The 17,106-nt window shown below is 32.1% G+C and carries 17 protein-coding genes; 5 read left to right on the top strand and 12 right to left on the bottom strand.

What is annotated here, in order from left to right; all coding sequences use genetic code 11:
* Positions 1-37: 37 nt before the first annotated feature.
* Positions 38-1,468 (bottom strand): PQQ-dependent sugar dehydrogenase, encoded by a 1,431-nt coding sequence (locus G9F74_RS12200; RefSeq protein WP_016108547.1) that lies wholly within the window; start codon positions 1,466-1,468, stop codon positions 38-40.
* 136 nt (positions 1,469-1,604) lie between these two features.
* Here G9F74_RS12200 and G9F74_RS12195 point away from each other — a divergent pair, with 136 nt between their 5' ends.
* Positions 1,605-1,862: a hypothetical protein gene (locus tag G9F74_RS12195; RefSeq protein WP_000158007.1), complete on the top strand. Its 258-nt coding sequence runs from the start codon at positions 1,605-1,607 to the stop codon at positions 1,860-1,862.
* A 337-nt stretch (positions 1,863-2,199) separates the two neighbouring features.
* Here G9F74_RS12195 and G9F74_RS12190 read toward each other — a convergent pair whose 3' ends face one another.
* The 6 genes from G9F74_RS12190 to G9F74_RS12165 form a co-directional block, all read right to left on the bottom strand.
* Positions 2,200-3,315: an NAD(P)/FAD-dependent oxidoreductase gene (locus G9F74_RS12190; RefSeq protein ID WP_016108549.1), complete on the bottom strand. Its 1,116-nt coding sequence runs from the start codon at positions 3,313-3,315 to the stop codon at positions 2,200-2,202.
* 125 nt (positions 3,316-3,440) lie between these two features.
* Positions 3,441-4,094 carry a YdeI/OmpD-associated family protein gene (locus G9F74_RS12185; protein WP_016108550.1) on the bottom strand — a complete coding sequence of 218 codons (654 nt, stop codon included), beginning with the start codon at positions 4,092-4,094 and terminating at the stop codon, positions 3,441-3,443.
* A 282-nt stretch (positions 4,095-4,376) separates the two neighbouring features.
* Positions 4,377-5,144, bottom strand: coding sequence for an arylamine N-acetyltransferase family protein (locus G9F74_RS12180; protein WP_016108551.1), 768 nt, complete (start codon positions 5,142-5,144; stop codon positions 4,377-4,379).
* A 186-nt stretch (positions 5,145-5,330) separates the two neighbouring features.
* Positions 5,331-5,834 (bottom strand): MepB family protein, encoded by a 504-nt coding sequence (locus G9F74_RS12175; protein WP_001058755.1) that lies wholly within the window; start codon positions 5,832-5,834, stop codon positions 5,331-5,333.
* Between the two features lie 134 nt (positions 5,835-5,968).
* On the bottom strand, positions 5,969-6,337 hold the full coding sequence (locus G9F74_RS12170; RefSeq protein WP_000403457.1) for a DUF4180 domain-containing protein: 369 nt from the start codon (positions 6,335-6,337) through the stop codon (positions 5,969-5,971).
* A gap of 178 nt (positions 6,338-6,515) precedes the next feature.
* Positions 6,516-7,208: an HAD family hydrolase gene (locus tag G9F74_RS12165; RefSeq protein WP_000540725.1), complete on the bottom strand. Its 693-nt coding sequence runs from the start codon at positions 7,206-7,208 to the stop codon at positions 6,516-6,518.
* A 441-nt stretch (positions 7,209-7,649) separates the two neighbouring features.
* Between G9F74_RS12165 and G9F74_RS12160 the strand changes: the two genes are divergently transcribed.
* Complete coding sequence (locus G9F74_RS12160) at positions 7,650-8,315, top strand: response regulator transcription factor (RefSeq protein ID WP_000800727.1); 666 nt, start codon at positions 7,650-7,652, stop codon at positions 8,313-8,315.
* Positions 8,308-9,780 (top strand): sensor histidine kinase, encoded by a 1,473-nt coding sequence (locus G9F74_RS12155; protein WP_016108553.1) that lies wholly within the window; start codon positions 8,308-8,310, stop codon positions 9,778-9,780. Before G9F74_RS12160 ends, G9F74_RS12155 begins: the two co-directional genes overlap by 8 nt.
* A gap of 329 nt (positions 9,781-10,109) precedes the next feature.
* On the opposite strand, the gene G9F74_RS12150 is transcribed toward G9F74_RS12155, so the two are convergent.
* The 3 genes from G9F74_RS12150 to G9F74_RS12135 all read right to left on the bottom strand — a co-directional run bounded on the left by G9F74_RS12150 (position 10,110) and on the right by G9F74_RS12135 (position 12,202).
* Positions 10,110-10,559 (bottom strand): NUDIX hydrolase, encoded by a 450-nt coding sequence (locus tag G9F74_RS12150; RefSeq protein ID WP_001202617.1) that lies wholly within the window; start codon positions 10,557-10,559, stop codon positions 10,110-10,112.
* An 852-nt stretch (positions 10,560-11,411) separates the two neighbouring features.
* The gene (locus G9F74_RS12140) at positions 11,412-11,645 is read right to left on the bottom strand and encodes a hypothetical protein (protein ID WP_000979111.1); all 234 of its coding nucleotides are present in this window, start codon (positions 11,643-11,645) and stop codon (positions 11,412-11,414) included.
* Between the two features lie 32 nt (positions 11,646-11,677).
* Positions 11,678-12,202 carry a DUF6843 domain-containing protein gene (locus G9F74_RS12135; protein ID WP_001246652.1) on the bottom strand — a complete coding sequence of 175 codons (525 nt, stop codon included), beginning with the start codon at positions 12,200-12,202 and terminating at the stop codon, positions 11,678-11,680.
* Positions 12,203-12,819: 617 nt separating this feature from the next.
* Between G9F74_RS12135 and bla the strand changes: the two genes are divergently transcribed.
* Together bla and G9F74_RS12125 are read left to right on the top strand one after the other, a co-directional pair.
* Positions 12,820-13,752 carry a class A beta-lactamase gene (gene bla, locus G9F74_RS12130; protein ID WP_000636873.1) on the top strand — a complete coding sequence of 311 codons (933 nt, stop codon included), beginning with the start codon at positions 12,820-12,822 and terminating at the stop codon, positions 13,750-13,752.
* A 326-nt stretch (positions 13,753-14,078) separates the two neighbouring features.
* Positions 14,079-14,261, top strand: coding sequence for a hypothetical protein (locus G9F74_RS12125; RefSeq protein ID WP_000273228.1), 183 nt, complete (start codon positions 14,079-14,081; stop codon positions 14,259-14,261).
* 293 nt (positions 14,262-14,554) lie between these two features.
* Here G9F74_RS12125 and G9F74_RS12120 read toward each other — a convergent pair whose 3' ends face one another.
* Together G9F74_RS12120 and G9F74_RS12115 are read right to left on the bottom strand one after the other, a co-directional pair.
* Positions 14,555-15,232, bottom strand: coding sequence for an ABC transporter ATP-binding protein (locus G9F74_RS12120; protein WP_000447845.1), 678 nt, complete (start codon positions 15,230-15,232; stop codon positions 14,555-14,557).
* Positions 15,233-15,243: 11 nt separating this feature from the next.
* On the bottom strand, positions 15,244-16,674 hold the full coding sequence (locus G9F74_RS12115) for an ABC transporter permease (RefSeq protein WP_001010237.1): 1,431 nt from the start codon (positions 16,672-16,674) through the stop codon (positions 15,244-15,246).
* Positions 16,675-17,106: the final 432 nt, after the last annotated feature.

Genomic DNA, 17,106 nt, shown 5'->3' with positions numbered 1-17,106 from the left:
GCATTTTGAAAAATGTAAACTGAGAGTTTATATCATATCAAGGAACAATCTCATAAATAGTACCTTTGTTAAAATCAGATACTTTCATAGAACCGTAAACACCTAAATATAATTTAGTTTGATCCAAATTTGTTCCTAAACTCATATAATAAGCTGCTTGCATACCAAAATCATAATTGGTTTCAATAACATGAAAGTCATTATGTTTACCGTCTGTACCGGCTCTAGTATATGCTAAAACACCTTTAACTGGAGGACGAGAATCTTCTTTCTTAGCGAGGTCAGTAAATACGACACTACCTGTTAAATTTGGAATTGCAGTCCCCATATATGGCTGAACTCCTGTAAGTGAAGTTCCTCCAAATTTATCCGGTCTAGAGTCTTTATGGAAATAACTAATAAGAGGCTGAATACGCTTCACTGATGTTTGGATTGTTTCATCATAATAAGCCATTATCCTCTCATCCAAAGTAGGATTCTCAGAACAGTGTCTTATAAAAGAGGTTGGTAAATCTCCTTCCCATCCTCGCCAACCAAAATTAAGAAGTCCTTCTTGATTAGGAGTAGAACTCATTAAATACGTTTGAACAAGTTCTGTAACCGGAATTGATTTATAATGAACAAACGAGAAAATCGACTCTACGATATCCTGTCCGACATTTCCAGCGTATTTGATATATTGATTATAAAACCTTTGGAATGTAATACCGGTTATATTTCGAACACCTTTCGCAATTACTGTAAGGGTTTCTTGTATAGATAAAGGAAGTTCATTAAAGCGCGTTACTACTGGAGGATTATGTATGATTGTATTTTTACTTACATCGATTTCAATGATTTTACCTGCTATTTCTAAATCATCTTGGCTTAAATTAAATGGGTCATAACCTGATCCACCATCTCCATTTGTAAAAACAAGTTTTCCAGTCTCCGGTGAAAAATTTAAACTATTAACGCCGTTATGATTGAAAAATGGCCTTCTTATATTAAGTAATGTTCTTCGTTTTTCAGGTTGACCGTTTGATTGTAAAATCCATTCCTCAATTGCATCAATATGGTCATATTGAGCATCTCTATTTACCCACTTTAAGTTTAAAGATTTAGGGTCACAAGGATTCGGTTTAAATTGTTCTGAAAGCGCACCAGCCCCTTGAGTTCCAGCTACTGAATAATGAAGGTAAAATAAACCGTTATGATTAAATTGTGGATGAAACGCTAGTCCTAGTAACCCTCGCTCATCATAGCCACTACTAGAAACGCCTTCCTCAGATGTGCCTAATTTAATAATCCGATTACGAATATTTAAAAATGTCTTTATCGCTCCGTCTCCTATGTAAAAAATCTCTCCTAATTGAGTTGCGACAAATAGTCTTTCAGTTGAATCACCCGGAAGTATAGTGGTTTTCATCACAGTCGGTAAATTTATATTATGAACAATTGGCCGTAAACTAACTTGAATTTTTGTCAATTAACTTTACACCCCTTTTGCTTCTTTTTATAGAAGAATATGATAAGAGTAGTTCTATTAGTATTAAACAAACGATATTCCTTTTTATTACAATTTTGTATATAATATAAGTATATACAATCTAGGGGGACCAACGATGACAATCGTACTACAAATCATCTTACCACTAATTTTCGCAGTGTATTTATTTATCCTCTATCGTAATGAGAAGTTTGGATCAGCTTCATTCCTTTTAGCGGTCATAATTGGGATTTTCGGTTTAGAGAATATTTTTCAATATGCTAGTTTAACAGATCATGCTGTTTATCCATATTGGGGCAGTTTGAAAGCTGTTGTTATCATTTTATCAGTCGTATTTCTATTTAAAAAAGGAGGTCTGACAGGAAAATACTAATTTGTAACGCTGTACATATTTTCTTATCCTATTGCTTTTATTTTACAAAAGAAGAAATGTCCATGTAAAAACAAGAAGGAGTGTGTTACATATGTCTATAAATATTATTTCTATAGTTTCTATAATAATATGGATTGTGTTGATTACAGAACTTTTAAAACCTTCAAAAGAACAGAATGGACGAAAAATAGTAACTTTATTAACGGTCGGTTCCGCATCAACAATTATTTTGACGGTTTGATTTATTCAAAATATCCCGTTTTGGAATTGATAGTGATATAATTACAAAAAATATTTATAAATAAAAAAGATTAGGATTCGCTCCTAATCTTTTTTATTATTCAATTGCACCAGCAACGTCATAATCATTTAAATCTAATTCAATTGGTTGTCCTAGCGCTAGTTTAGCTAATTCAGATCCTAAATATGGACCAGCCGTTAAACCTGAAGCTCCTAATCCATTCGCAACGAGAATACCTTCAAAGTTAGGTAGTGGGCCAATAACAGGTAAGAATCCAGGCGTGAATGGTCTGAATCCAATTCTTGTTTCAAGCATTGTAGCATTTTCTAAACCAGGTGCAACTGTTAATGCTTTATGGAATACTTCATGTAAACCACCTGCTGTTACACGATGATCAAAACCAGTCTCGTTTTCATGTGTCGCACCAATTACGACATGACCATTATCAAATGTTAAAATATATTGATCGTTTGGTGGCATAACAACTGGCATATTTTCTGTTGCTGTATTTTCCATTTGCAGGTGAACAATTTGTCCTTTTTGGAACGTAACTAAGAAATTAATTCCTAATGGGTTTAATATTTCGTTCGCCCATGCGCCAGCAGTTACAATAACCTTTTCTGCTAAAATTGTCTCGTCATTTACTTTAACTCCAGTAATATGATTCCCTTCACGAACTAATACTGCATCTCCTTTTATGAAAGTTGCACCATGTTTTTTCGCAGCGCTTATTAATGCGTTGCGTAATAATCTTCCATTTACTCGTGCAGCACCACTAATATGAACAGAACTATATTCTTCTGATAATGCCGGGAATAATTTTTTCGTTTCTTCAGCTGATAAACGCGTAATTTCACCAATCTCTGGTGCATCTTCACGTCGTTTATAAGCTCGCTCTTCCATTTGATCTAGTTTTTTCTCGTCAGTATGTAAACTAATTGCACCTACACGGTTGTAACCTGTATCCGTTTCACCGTCTTCTTCTAATTGTTGAATTAACGAAGAATAGTAACGTGCACCGCTTTTAACGATTTTATACCACGCTTTATTACGACGTTGTGAAAGCCATGGACATACTATACCTGCTGCTGCATCAGTTGCTTGCCCTAATTGTTGGCGATCCACGATAGTAACATTCGCACCAGCCTTAGCCAGATGATAAGCAGTAGACGCTCCTAAAATTCCAGATCCAACTACAATATACGATTTCATTTCAAACACCTTTTCTCTTTACTAATTATATAAATATAAGAACATTCTTAAGTATAATAGAAGGAATCCTTTTTTCAATGTACTCATCGCAATTAATTGTTTCATCATTGTGACTTTCCTAATCGTTATTTTTTCTTCTTACGGAATAATTCAATTGTTTTATAGCCTTGTGAAAGGATTTCAATCATTTTCTCAAAACGTTTTTCACGTGTTTTTTCTTGTTTCACAGAAAATAAATTACGTGCCCAATCTTTTTGATATCCAGGAGTTAAACTTTGATAAAATTTAAGTTCATTGGGATGATTAGCTAATAAAGCTTCAACATCTTTAATTCGATCTGCATAATCGGCAACACATTGACTCATAGCAGGCGTTTTCGTCGCTTTTTTCTTTTCACGCTTTAAGCCTACAACAGTAAAGACGTTATCCATACTTACCATTCGAGCAAATTTAATTTCGCTTTCTCCTACATATCCATCTTCACCAACGCTTAATGCTGGAAACATCTCATCACGGTGAATAAACGTACTGTAACGAGCATTACCTTTTTTCGGATATGCGAAAAACACATAACCTTTTTCAAGTAATAATGCTTCATTACTAATAATAAAATTCGTTTGTTTCACCATTTCATCAAGCGTTTCAACAAAAATAAAAATAGCATCGTGTTCTTTTGAAAATGCAGTTTCTTTACCTGTGAAAATGTCATAATCACTTGGTTCGTTAATAACAACCATATTCGTATACTTATCAAGTTTCAATTTATCGATAACTGACATAATAATCTTCCTTTACATTCGAAATTCATTGTACATACTTTTTTATACTGTTCTAGTGTATTATATCTAGTTAGAAAATCAAACTTTAAATAGTATTATTCTGTTTCAAAAGAACAAAAATCTTTATTTGAAGAGCTGGTTTTACAAGAGGATGATGGAAAAGAACCAGTTTTTAATTCATATGAAGAGGCTGCAGAAACATTAAAAACATTAGAAGAAAACCTTTTAAACCAAAAATTATACAAATAGCCGATTCCGAATAAGAACAGGCTATTTGTATAATCACAACTCAATAGCAAATAAAGTATATAAAAGCTCTCTATATTGATCTTCTGTAATTTCACGCTTAGTTTTTGCTCCATACATCATTTTAGTTAAACTAGAATTCGTTAAAGTGATATGGCCAGCGTTCGTCAACTTTACTGCAATTGGTCCTTTATTGAAAATGGACTTTTCATCTTCTAACACTCTTCTTTGAACATCGTTTACTACTGTCTCGTCAATAATATGAGTATAAAAAGCATGACAAACTTTCCATTCTCCAGCAACATCTATTCTTTCTAGAACATAATTGCCTTTACTCGTATCTTTTCGTCTTACCCGGTACGAACCGTTTTTTGAAGAAACAGACTCACCAGTAAAAGGTACAGGAACGAGGGGTACTAACGAAGCTATACCTACATCAATTAAATACTGTACGTTATCTTTATTTAAAATAATTGTTATATGTCCGTCCTCAAGTGCCCAAGCGTTTATATCATTTTTATATACAGTACCTAGTGCGAGTTGTACATCATAACCACTATCTTTTAAAAAATAATAAAAAAGAGTATTTAATTCATAACAAAGCCCACCGCGGGAACTAGTTAAAATTTTCTCTTGTAAGTTTTTCATAGAAATTGCATTTATATTACCTGCTATAACATCTAAATTCTCAAACGGTATTGTGTGAGCAAATGCAAAGAGTATTGTACTTAATTCTTCAAACTTTATTTCAGTACGTTTTTCAAGGTTTAATCTTGTAAAGAGTTGGTCTTGTAAATCTGTCATATTCAGCACTCCTTAATAAGTTATAAGTTAAAATAATATATGCTGATTGTATATGTGATGAGGTACTGTAACAATGTACATTTCGATTAACTGTACCGGTACAAAAATTCTAATTCACAAGATAACCTAATATAAGAAATTAAAATAAGAGGCATCATTAAAATGCCTCTTATTTACTCTGGGATGCTACGAATATAAATGTAATAGTTTGTCTATGGATACACTATTAATATTACTTAAATCAATAAAATATTGAAGTTGCCACATTTGGCTCTTTTTAGCTTGATTACTAACAGGGTTATCCCATATAGGATAAACTCTCATAGCCATCTTTCCTTTTTGACTTTGAGTTTTTAATATTTTTTCTTCAAGAAGAATCTCTTTCGGGAAAATAAATTGTCCTAGTTTATGATCATTAATACATGTGATAACTAATAAGTCAGGAGCAGCGTCATAAGAAAACGCTTGATTTTGCATGTTTTCATTTTTCTCCCAAAAAGAAACAAATTGACCAATTTTGTTAGGAGTAATTTTTGATACTCTAAAACGTATCGTTTTGTTATTTAAGTGAAATAACGCCCCAGCATACTCTGAGTTTTGTCTTTCTTCTTTTAGATTAGTGATTATTAAGTTATTAGGTTTATATACTATGTCATTTAAATTTTGAATGATATCATTAAAGTTGTTCAAGTAAACTCCCCCTTTATCCACCTTTTAGTTTATCACAAACATTAGTTCTTATATATCGTGTAGATAATATATAGTAATAACGACGTGAAAAAGAGGGTTATTTTAGTGGAATATGATTATGCAGGTTGACTAGATTATTTCAATGTACCCAATTTTTCAATTGCTTGTTGTTCAGTTGCTAAATAAAAAATATTATTACCTTTATTACATTCATAAATGAAGTCTTTTAAGCTTTTACTAGTGTACATAGAAAAATCTCCAACGATAGCAATCTTTACCTTGTAGTTTATAAACTTTTGAAGGATATCGCCCGCAAGCCGTGTTTTTAGATCAAAGAAATCTTCACTTATTAAAGATTTATGGATAATAATATGTTTCGCATCTACATCATATTGAACTGTTGCCATAGTATCTAATGCAGACTGAACATCCGATATTAATACCTTATCGTTTCTAATGACCGCAATATTGATTCCATCGATTACTACTTTCTTTATTTCCATAGTCCCACCCATTTATAATTTACACAGTATGAGTAAAATTGTTTTACAAAACTTCGTATTAATCATAGATTAAATTAGCCGCAGCTATTAAAATCGCCTCTATTTTTTATTACTAATACGGTCAATGAAATTAATGATAGTTTCTTTTTTGTATTTTTGAATATATATATAATTGCTTTTACTTGTTATAAAAATATTGTGGAGTAACATAACTTAACAAACTATCCAAAGTGTTAATCTCGGCATATGGTTGTATTTTGGTAGTATTCTTGATTTTCTGAGGGTTAAACCACACACCTTTTATATTTGCATTTTGAGGACCAGCAATATCCTTTTCTAAGTCATCCCCAACAAATAAAGTATTTTCCGGTTGTAAATTTAGCTCATTTAATGCTAGTTCGAATATACGTTTATCAGGTTTACTAAATCCCACTTCTTCAGAAATAATGATTGTTTCAAAATACCTATTTAAATTCGTGTTAAATATTTTAGCTTTTTGCCTCTGAGTTGATCCATTTGTTATAATTCCAACTTTAAAGTGCTTCTTTATTTGATTTAAGAAATGAATAGTATTTTGGTCTATTGAAAAACATCTAGGGAAATTATTATTCCAAAAATCTTGGATGTAATTGCGTGGCAATCTATACCTTGGTGTGAATTCATCAAACAATGATTCTAAAACTGTCGTTTTATTACTTATGCCATATTCTCTTTTATCGTATTCTTTGAATTTCTGTAACATGTTGCTTTTAGCCGCACCATCTACATTTTCATAACACTTTTCTAAAACAATTAAAAATAATACCTCTACTGCTTTATCCCTATCAAGTAATGTATCATCTAAATCAAACAGCATCGCTTTATAACCCATCAAATAATTTCACAACCTTTCTCGCATGATTTAAATAATCCTTAGTTCACACCTTAAGCGTTTACTAAATTAGCAAAAAAACTCTAAAGTTTGTGACGTACACTCTATAATTTCACTAGCTTTTTTTTATTGAAATTCATTTCCGTTTCCCCTTCTAGTAAGTAGCGAAAGTATATGTTCACACAGTTTAAGAAATCACATGTAGTTCCCAATATTATACATTAGTTTTTTAGAAATATAAATCGTTCAGCTTTTCATACGATAAGTTTTTTCAAGCATACAATTATTTTTTCATAAAACGGAATATGGCTAATAATATTTTTTTGGAGAATACACATTCTTGAAAATGAAGCTAATACGTTAAACGTCCTATGAAGTTCCTATTGTATCTCCACATAAACTCCAGATAGTACGGCTATAATGACTACCAGAGGTGATATTATGAAAAACTATCATATTCTCGTGGTAGAGGACGATCAAGAAATTCAGGAATTAATTAAACAATTTTTAATGACACAGCATTATACAGTGGTAGTCGCTTCAGATGGACTAGAGGGTATGACACAATTTAATAAGCAATCATTTGATTTAATTCTTCTAGATGTCATGATGCCCAATCTTAATGGGTTTGAAGTTTCTAAAATGATTCGAAGTCAGTCAAACGTACCAATTATTATGCTAACTGCGTTGGAAGAAGAGGAAGATCAAATGAAAGGATTCGACCTTGGGATCGATGATTATATAACAAAGCCCTTTTCATTTCATGTTTTGATTAGACGAGTCGAAGCTGTACTTAGAAGAAGTTATGATAAAAATGTAAATAATCATTTAATATTTAAAGAAGTGCGTATTGATGTGGATGCATATAGAGTATATGTAAATGACGTTGAAATTATATTAACGACAAAAGAGTTTGAAATTCTACAACTACTATTTCAAAATGAGAGAAAAGTACTTACAAGAGAAAATATCGTAGAAAAAGTTTGGGGTTACGATTATTTTGGAGAAACACGAATAATCGATACACATATTAAAAACCTACGCAAAAAATTAGCTATCCCTTATATTAAAACAATAAAGGGTATTGGATATAAAATTGATGAATAGTATTGTGAAACTCATGAAAATGAAGCAAATTACTTATAAACTCTTTATGACTACATCTCTCATTTTATTATCCTTTGCAATATTGATTTATTTAACTTTATACTTCTTTCTTCCGACGTTTTATGAGCAATATAAAACAGATCAACTTCAAACAGGGATAAACGAAATCATTGATAAATCTAAAAATCTTACGTTTCAAGATGCGATACCACTTTTTGATGAATACGCAAAAAAAAATAATGCGATGCTTTATCTTCAAAATAAAGAAGGAATAATTATTTACTCTCCTTCATTTTCTTTTATTCAAAGTGGTACGCAAAAAACAGTAGTTACTAAAGCAACACGATTCGAGAATGCAAGTACCCTTAGCAATTCATATAACGTTACGAAACCAATTCAATTTCAAGATGGTAGTTTAACGCTTGTAGTGTTTGCTACATTTCAACCAATTGATGAAGCTTCACAGGTTTTAGTACGCTTTCTCCCCTATATTAGTATCATTGTGCTCGTTATTGGTATAGGGAGTGCTTATTTTTATTCTAGGTTTATTACAAAGCCACTTATTTATATTAATGAAGGTGCACAAAAGATGGTAAATTTAGATTTCTCCGAAAAAATTGAGGTTCGCTCTACAGATGAGTTAGGAGAATTATCTAATAGTTTGAATGACATGTCTATTAACTTGCAACAAGCTATGTTTGATTTAAAAAAAGCAAATGAACAATTAAAAAATGATATTGAAAAAGAAAGAGAAATAGAAACAAAACGCAGAGAGTTTTTTGCGATTGTAGCACATGAATTAAAGTCCCCTCTTACTGTAATGAAAGGATACTTAGAAGGAATGATATACAATATTGGCCCTTATCAAAATCGCGATCAATATTTAAAGAAGAATCATCAAATTATTGAAAGTATGGAACAATTAGTTCGTGAAATTTTAAGCGTATCGAAATTAGAACAACATACCTTTAAACTAAAAGTAGAAAAAGTTAATCTTTCAAAGTTAATAAATACAATTACAAAAGATCTCGAATTTTTCGCTTCACAAAAAAACATCCAAATAATAAAAGAAATTGATTCTGATCTTTCCGTTTATACAGATTATGTTCTTTTAGAAAAAGCATGTAAAAATATTATCCATAATGCGGTTATGTATTCACCACATAATGAAAAAGTTTATATACAGTTAAGTAAGGATTCTAAACAAGGTCAAATTAAAATGCAAATTATGAATACAGGTGTCAATATTAAAGAAGAAGATATACAACAAATTTTCAAACCGTTTTATCGAATTGAAAAATCAAGGAATCGAAATACTGGAGGAAGCGGTTTAGGACTGTATATTGTGAAACAAATTCTTGAAACGCTAGATATAAAGTATTCTATAAAAAATATGGAACATAGTGTGCAATTTTGTATGAACATTCCATTATCTAAACAAAAAACAAATAAACTCCCCTCTTAGTAGGACGAGTTTATTTGTTTTTGTAGTAAGTATAAACTTATGATGAAATCATTATAGTGGAAATAGATTATGAAATTGATTCAAGTTTAGGATAGTTCATTTTATAATTTGATTTTGGAGTTAGCATAACAATTATATATATAAAATCCTTAAATGGATTTGATCACTAGTTGGTTTTAGAAAACCTATAGTTATTACCATTGATGTTGAGGTACAGACCGCAAATCAGAAAAAAACCACACTAAGAAAAATAAAAGCCTTGCTGCATTTGAAGTGTGGCAAAGCTTTTTTAAATTGCTCAATTCTTGTTCCACTAACGTCTTTGTTAGCTAGCACTTTAATTGTTTTAATAGCCTTTTGTTTAATTCCCACAATGCTGTTTTGTTGCTATCCCATTTCAAAAGGGTTACTGCTTCCTCAAAGCATAACCATTTATAATTGAAGTGTTCCTTAGATAATGAAATATTTTTTGTAGGAACTTTAACTCCAAAAGAAAATTCTTTTATTACATAAACTTCTTCTCCCCAAAGGAATCCTCCAACTACATCCTCTACTGGTAATGACGACACAGAATCTAATGTTATATATGGGCATTCTCTTATAATACCAGCCTCTTCAAACGCTTCCCGTTTTGCTGATTCAATAGGAGTCTCACCATCTTCTCCACCACCAGCTATTCCTTGCCAATAACCATAATCACTTCGGTTAAAAATGGCATATCGAATGGAATCATCAGTTTTTATATAAGGAAAAATCAATACTTGATATGGTGCTCTCATTGTTTAAGCTCCTCCCGAAAATAAGCTTTAAATACATATGAACAATTTATTCACTAACTTGCCATTTTAGTGAATAAAGAGCCGACATCACAATTCTACATTAATAATGCAGGTTTATGGTCGCGGCTCTCCATTTTTAAAGAATTTTATTTTTCATAAACGGGGGTCACCATACATTTCCATCAACTCAAGAGGTTTTAATACCCTCAAAAGCTTCATCCTTTCTAAGCAAGATAAATTAGAAAGGATGACGTTTTCTTATGAATCCCTCGATTCAATATGAACTACTACCATTTGCAGAAGAATTACAACGATATCACACGTACGGTTTCCGAATCCATCATATCCATACGCATTGATCGTTCCATCTGCTAATGTTTCTTTCTTTAATTGATTAATAGAATCGTATTCATAGGAAACAGTTCGTAAAGATTCGCCCTATATTTCTAACGCATTAAGATTTATAAAAGTTTTTTACAATTTTATATTTGATTTTTTTAGTAACTCAACATATTATATCGTTAGAACTGAGTTACATATTTAAAAATCATAATCTGGAAAATCTGCAGATGTGCGGGTTCTTTTTTGTAACATAACATCAGAAAGTAGAGGTGAAACGAATAGGAACTTTAAAGTCTTTAAAACGTGATGCATATCTTTTTATTGCGATGTTAATTTATTTTTATGGCATCTTCATCTCAATACTTATTATGGACAGTACATTTAACTGGTTAAGCTTTATACTTGCATTGCTATCCCTATGTGCCTTAGTCTTCACCATACAAGACATTAAAAATAAGAATTACAGAATAAAATAAAAAAGCATCTGATTCAGATGCTTAACTCTCAATTTTATAAAATATTGACGCCCATGACCATACAGCTACCAAATACAATACATAGTAAACCTAACAGGATTAAAAACTCTGGTAGATCAAAGTGGTCTAGTAGCGCACCTATTAATAATCCAAAGGGATAGAATACAATTTCGATCCAGGTTACGCCCCCTGCTTTTTTTATTTCTCGGTAAGATACAATGCTAACAATTAAAATGCCTAACACAATCAATCCTATCCCTAACATCATTCATCAATTCACCCTTTTTAAAATTTAAAAATCTAGCTTTTCACTTTCATATACTGCTCTTTTACACGTGCCAGTAAGTCCCGCAGCTTATTTTCTACAGGATGTTCTTGATTTTCTGGTACTTCTCTTCCATTTGATGAAAAGCTTTGTGAGCATGAACTTTGTGTAACTTCAAATTTTGCATATGGGAAAGTGTGCTCATTTTCTTCACCAACGTTTTCAGTAGTGCTTCCATTTGAACCAGCGCGTATGCAGTTCTCGTCAAGTTTTGTGCGCTTCCCTTCCTTGTTTACCGTGTAATAGGTATCGTTGACCGTACCATATTTCATATCGGCTGTAGATGTTACTGCGGTTCCGTCTGCGGTGAATGTAACTACACGAAAACCATCTTCTTCTGGCAACAATTCCGCTCCAGGTACATTGTATAGTACCACTAAATCTCCTTCGTACGCTTCAGGAATGAGATAAATCGTATTTGTGGTGTCTTTTCCAAATCGGATACAACCGCTTAATACAATCATAAAAAAGATTCCGAAATAAATTATTACGTTTCTCATAGAGTCTCTCCCGTTATTTGTAAGAATGGTATAGTATTTATTATATAATGCAATATATTTCCTTGGATAGAATAAGTTTCTGGTTTAAAGACAGCTTTCCTTAGCTTGATGGTGATGTGGTATTCCCTAAAAAGAAAGACTAAGGAAGGTCCCATAAACTAAAGCTCTCCTTTAGTTGAAAAAAAGGAATCCTCTCATTGTTTCTCACTTTGTAAATCTTATTGTTTACTAAAGATAAAGTGGTCTTCAGGCTTCCAAACGTGCAGATGGTCAGCAATGTATCTGCGTAGCCACAACATGACATTAATTCGTCTAGGATAAAAGCCATTTGAAAAATCATCGTCTTTAGATAATATTTCCGATGATATTGTGATGGAGCTTGTTGTTTTTGTGATTTTTATAAATAAAATTAATGGATATATTAAAAACCGTACTCATAAATGGAACAAATGTGTTACTTAGATTGTCTATTACGTATAAAAAGGTGTTCTTGGTAGTTCTCTCCTTTTGTAATGCAAGAAATACAAGATGAGTCCTATCCTGTACATTTGTTAATTGTATTGGTATGTAAAATACCAATACAAAATCCATAAATTCTTGAAAGAGGTTGAAAATGTATGATCGTTCCAAAGAAGTTTTTTCACATTTCGCATTATAAAAAGATGCTACCTGTAGTATTACTTTCATGCGTAACGCTTATAGGCTGTTCCAATAGTAATATTCAATCCGAACCTCCGAAACAAACAAAACAAGAAAATACAAGTAATCACTCTTTTGTTAAACTTGAAAAAGAATATGATGCTAAACTTGGTATTTATGCATTGGACACAAGTACGAATCAAACTGTTACTTATCGTTCAGATGAACGTTTTGCATACGCATCTACCCACAAAGCACTTGCTGTTGGAGCACTGTTACAAAAGAAATCAATAGAAGATTTAGAACAAAGAATTAAGTATACTAGCAAAGATCTTGTGAATTACAATCCAATTACTGAAAAATATGTAGATACAGGTATGACTTTGAAAGAACTTGCGGATGCTTCCATTCGATATAGCGATAATACTGCACAAAATCTTATTCTTAAGCAATTAGGTGGGCCAAGTGAATTCAAAAAATCATTGAGAGAAATAGGAGATACTGTCACAAATCCTGAACGTTTTGAACCAGAATTAAACGAAGTGCAGCCAGGAGACACTCGTGACACTAGTACCCCAAAGGCATTAGCTACTAGTCTTCAAGACTACGCGCTAGGCGATATACTTTCAATTGAGAAACGAAACTTTTTAATAGATTTGATGAAAAGAAATACTACGGGGGACAACTTAATTCGTGCTGGAGTTCCAGGAGAATGGGAAGTAGCCGATAAGACTGGCTCTGGATCTTATGGAACAAGGAATGATATCGCAATCATTTGGCCACCAAATAAGAAGCCAATTATTCTTGCGATACTTTCTAATCATGCGAAAGAGGATGCGAAGTACGATGATAAGCTTATTGCAGATGCAACGAAAATAGTGTTAGATGTTTTAAAAGTAACGAATAAATAATAATAGTCATGAATGTAAGCTGCTCCTACTTTACGGTACATATCGTTTGAAAGACATTTACGTATATAAACGCTAAGAAGTATCATTGAATGTATTTAAATTATTCAATACCAAATAATAAGTATCTCTTGTTAAAAGGGTGATTATGTTTTAAATGAGCAAATACTTTATATATAGCTTTTGAGTAATCCAATTTTAGTTTTTTGAAATTTAGTATGCAGCACTGGAATACACGTTTATTCACTATAGTTGTCGAATATTCTGTGCTTAATTATCTCCAGACTGATATACTATAAACACAATTGTTCTTGAAGGGTGATGATATTATGTATGAACAACAAAATAATAGGGATAGAGATCAAAAAATGATGTTTTCTATGCAAGGAATTCCCACAAATAAAGTTAACATGAATCAATTACCTAAATGGATTAGAATTTTCGGCTATTGTGCGTTTGGTTGGATGATAGTATTTAGTTTCATTATGATTGTAGGTTTAATTCTTCAATAACTATACAGATAAACAATTAAACAGGACGGTATTTAGATCATATATCTAGGTAATGTCCTGTTTTTCATATATAATTCCTCATTGATATAGTTAACCGGTCATAACAAAAAGAACCTGTAGAATATTCTACAAGTTCTTTTTTTAATATTGTTAAAAAAGGAACAACAAACTATCTTAACATTCAATACAGGGAGACCATTTTGATTATGGCTTGGTTTTATTGTATATCAATTATTAATATTTGAAGAAATATTTTTTAATATTATGTGAATTAAAAACCTAGAGTGTTTATTTTAAATTTCATTTACTACTAACTTCTTCTTACTTAAATAAACTGCACGATCAGATTTTTTAGCAACTTCCTGTGAGTGCGTCACAACAATAATACATTTATTTTCTTTATGTGCAAGTTCTTGAAACAGTTCTATTATATCCATTGCCGTTTCTTCGTCGAGGTTTCCTGTTGGCTCATCCGCAATCAGTAAATCAACATTACAAGATAATGCTCGAGCAATTGCTACACGCTGTTGTTGCCCGCCACTTAGTTGCAGAACGTTACGTTTCGCTTCTACTTCTGTGAGTCCTACCTTTTCTAATAATTCTAATGCCCTTGCAGTTTTATTTTGCACTTTAACACCTGTAATTTCCATTGCTGTTAGGACATTTTGAAGAGCAGTCATATAGGTAATCAAATTATAAGATTGGAAAATTACAGATACATGTTGATTGCGGTATCGATCCAAACCAATTTTTCGAATATCTTTTCCATTATACAGGACATAACCATTTTTAGGGACATCCAGTCCGCAACCTAAGCTCAGAGTTGTGGTTTTACCAGATCCAGATGGTCCTAAAATTGTGTAGAAATGCCCTTTTTGAAAAGAAAAATTAACATTATCTAGTATCGCTACATTTTTCCCATTACTTTCATAATAATAATCCAAATTTTTAAATTGTAAAATCGTTTCCATATCGATCCTCCTTATTCATCTTTTAAAAGAATTTGTTTTGGATTTAAACGTAGAATTGATAATGCTGGAAGAAGCGTTGCTAATATAGCAATAGCTAGTCCTATCCCTCCCATTTTGCCTACATCTTCTCCTGTTACACTTACATCAATTTTATCAATCGGATCCTCTTTTTGATTTTGTACAGTTCCACCAGGTCCAGACATCATTACAGTCCCATTTTGCGGGTTGTTTGTTTCTTCGCTTGCTGTAGCAACTTCACTTGAAAGTAAATTATCCCCTATATATTGAGAAACTTTAGCTCCTGTTGTTATGGATAATCCAAAAGCTAAAATAGCGATACATACTACTTCTACTACGAACTGCGCCATCAGCTTCCACTTTTTTTCTCCAATGGACAATAGAATCCCCATTTCTTTACGACGTCCTTTAATCGATAACATAATGATTAATCCTAATATAATCGCACCTGCAATTGATACAATATAAATAATCATTTGAGAAGTAGATGAGATATTTTCGATAGGCCCAATCATTTGTTTGTACAATGAATCATGTGCATCTAATTTATAATAATTAAAATTAATCTTAGATTTTTTTGCTTCTTTTTTAAATGCTTCAATGTTTTGTGGGTCTTTCAAGAAATACACGACTTGAATGCTACTTATACCTTGATCTACTTCAAATTTTTTCATAGTTGAATGCGGCATATATAGTTTATTAGCTGGATCCATTATAGGAGGGGCCTGTTGACCCATTGCTTGCTCATTCGTTTCGTAAATACCGATAATTTCAACCTCGAGGGTTTCCTTCTTATCCCCTGATTGCACTTTAACTTTGTCTCCTACTTTCAAATTGTTTAATTCCGCTAATCGTTTTTCCATTAAAGCTACATTCTGATCTTTCATCTGTTCTGTAATTGGTTTCCCATCAATGATTTTACTTTTTCCGTTCTTAAAGCTTTCTTGTAATGCAGTCTTGCGAACTCCCTCAATCATAAAGGAAGCATTCATATCTATTTCTGTACCGGAGCTTGAACCGCCTCGTACAGCCGCCATTCCCGCTTTACCCTTTCCTTCTTCTTCTCCTTCTGAAGCTCCTACTAGTTTAAGTCCATCCGAGATTCCGAATGTATTGCTTATGTAATTATAGTCTTTTACATACTTTGACTTCGCTAACTGATCTGCTTCTTTCGTGTTGAGCTTCGGTGGATTAGGCATCTCTCCAGTTTCCTGAGCCTGTTGACCTAATTTGTCAAAATCAAGACTTAAAGTAACATCTGCACCTAGTTTTTTTCTTGCTGCATCCGCAGCTTTTTTTGATGCATTTTGGATTGTAAATCCTGCCAACACTAAATTTGTAACGATTAGGAAGACTGCCATCAAAATTAATGATGTTCCTACTCTTTTTTTCATACTGAGAATTGCTCTTTTCATAAAGTTCATTTTTTTCTTACCTCCTTGATAACTTATATTCTATATAGGTTATCTAGAGTCTATATGGAGCTAATCGGTAGTTTATCTAGAGATATAAGGAGTTTATGTGTAGTTATTCAATGACTTTGGTGAAGAATATTGGTAAGGAGCTAGTCCATATATATTAAGATTCATTGAATGAGAGCTTACAAATCTATGCTTATTATGTAATTTCTATAGAGCTAATTAAAAGCACCCTATTTGAATGGTTATATGTGGTTTGTTAAATATGAAAATCCATTAATGAATATGGCGTTTTATTGAAGTTGGTCGGATTTTTTAATAATAATATTGTGTTAAAAAGCCTAATATATCATTTTATAAGTGATATTATCCCCTTTAGGTAGACAGTGTGAAAAAGACCATGTATACACATGGATGTTACACTATTACTTGGAGGGG

The sequence above is a fragment of the Bacillus sp. EKM202B genome, from assembly GCF_011066025.1.
In the GTDB taxonomy this organism is placed as follows: Bacteria; Bacillota; Bacilli; order Bacillales; family Bacillaceae_G; genus Bacillus_A; species Bacillus_A toyonensis.
Note: the sequence above shows the minus strand (reverse complement) of the source record. Positions and strands in the feature narration are given on the sequence as shown.

Bases quoted from the DNA above. Each gene is read 5' to 3' on its own strand.
- G9F74_RS12180 (WP_016108551.1), bottom strand. From the start codon at position 5,144: ATGACAGATTTACAAGACCAACTCTTTACAAGATTAAACCTTGAAAAA.
- G9F74_RS12115 (WP_001010237.1), bottom strand. From the start codon at position 16,674: ATGAACTTTATGAAAAGAGCAATTCTCAGTATGAAAAAAAGAGTAGGA.
- G9F74_RS12135 (WP_001246652.1), bottom strand. From the start codon at position 12,202: ATGAGAAACGTAATAATTTATTTCGGAATCTTTTTTATGATTGTATTA.
- G9F74_RS12190 (WP_016108549.1), bottom strand. From the start codon at position 3,315: ATGAAATCGTATATTGTAGTTGGATCTGGAATTTTAGGAGCGTCTACT.
- G9F74_RS12160 (WP_000800727.1), top strand. From the start codon at position 7,650: ATGAAAAACTATCATATTCTCGTGGTAGAGGACGATCAAGAAATTCAG.
- G9F74_RS12140 (WP_000979111.1), bottom strand. From the start codon at position 11,645: ATGATGTTAGGGATAGGATTGATTGTGTTAGGCATTTTAATTGTTAGC.
- G9F74_RS12195 (WP_000158007.1), top strand. From the start codon at position 1,605: ATGACAATCGTACTACAAATCATCTTACCACTAATTTTCGCAGTGTAT.
- G9F74_RS12185 (WP_016108550.1), bottom strand. From the start codon at position 4,094: ATGTCAGTTATCGATAAATTGAAACTTGATAAGTATACGAATATGGTT.
- G9F74_RS12155 (WP_016108553.1), top strand. From the start codon at position 8,308: ATGAATAGTATTGTGAAACTCATGAAAATGAAGCAAATTACTTATAAA.
- G9F74_RS12120 (WP_000447845.1), bottom strand. From the start codon at position 15,232: ATGGAAACGATTTTACAATTTAAAAATTTGGATTATTATTATGAAAGT.
- G9F74_RS12150 (WP_001202617.1), bottom strand. From the start codon at position 10,559: ATGAGAGCACCATATCAAGTATTGATTTTTCCTTATATAAAAACTGAT.
- bla (WP_000636873.1), top strand. From the start codon at position 12,820: ATGATCGTTCCAAAGAAGTTTTTTCACATTTCGCATTATAAAAAGATG.
- G9F74_RS12125 (WP_000273228.1), top strand. From the start codon at position 14,079: ATGTATGAACAACAAAATAATAGGGATAGAGATCAAAAAATGATGTTT.
- G9F74_RS12165 (WP_000540725.1), bottom strand. From the start codon at position 7,208: ATGGGTTATAAAGCGATGCTGTTTGATTTAGATGATACATTACTTGAT.
- G9F74_RS12170 (WP_000403457.1), bottom strand. From the start codon at position 6,337: ATGGAAATAAAGAAAGTAGTAATCGATGGAATCAATATTGCGGTCATT.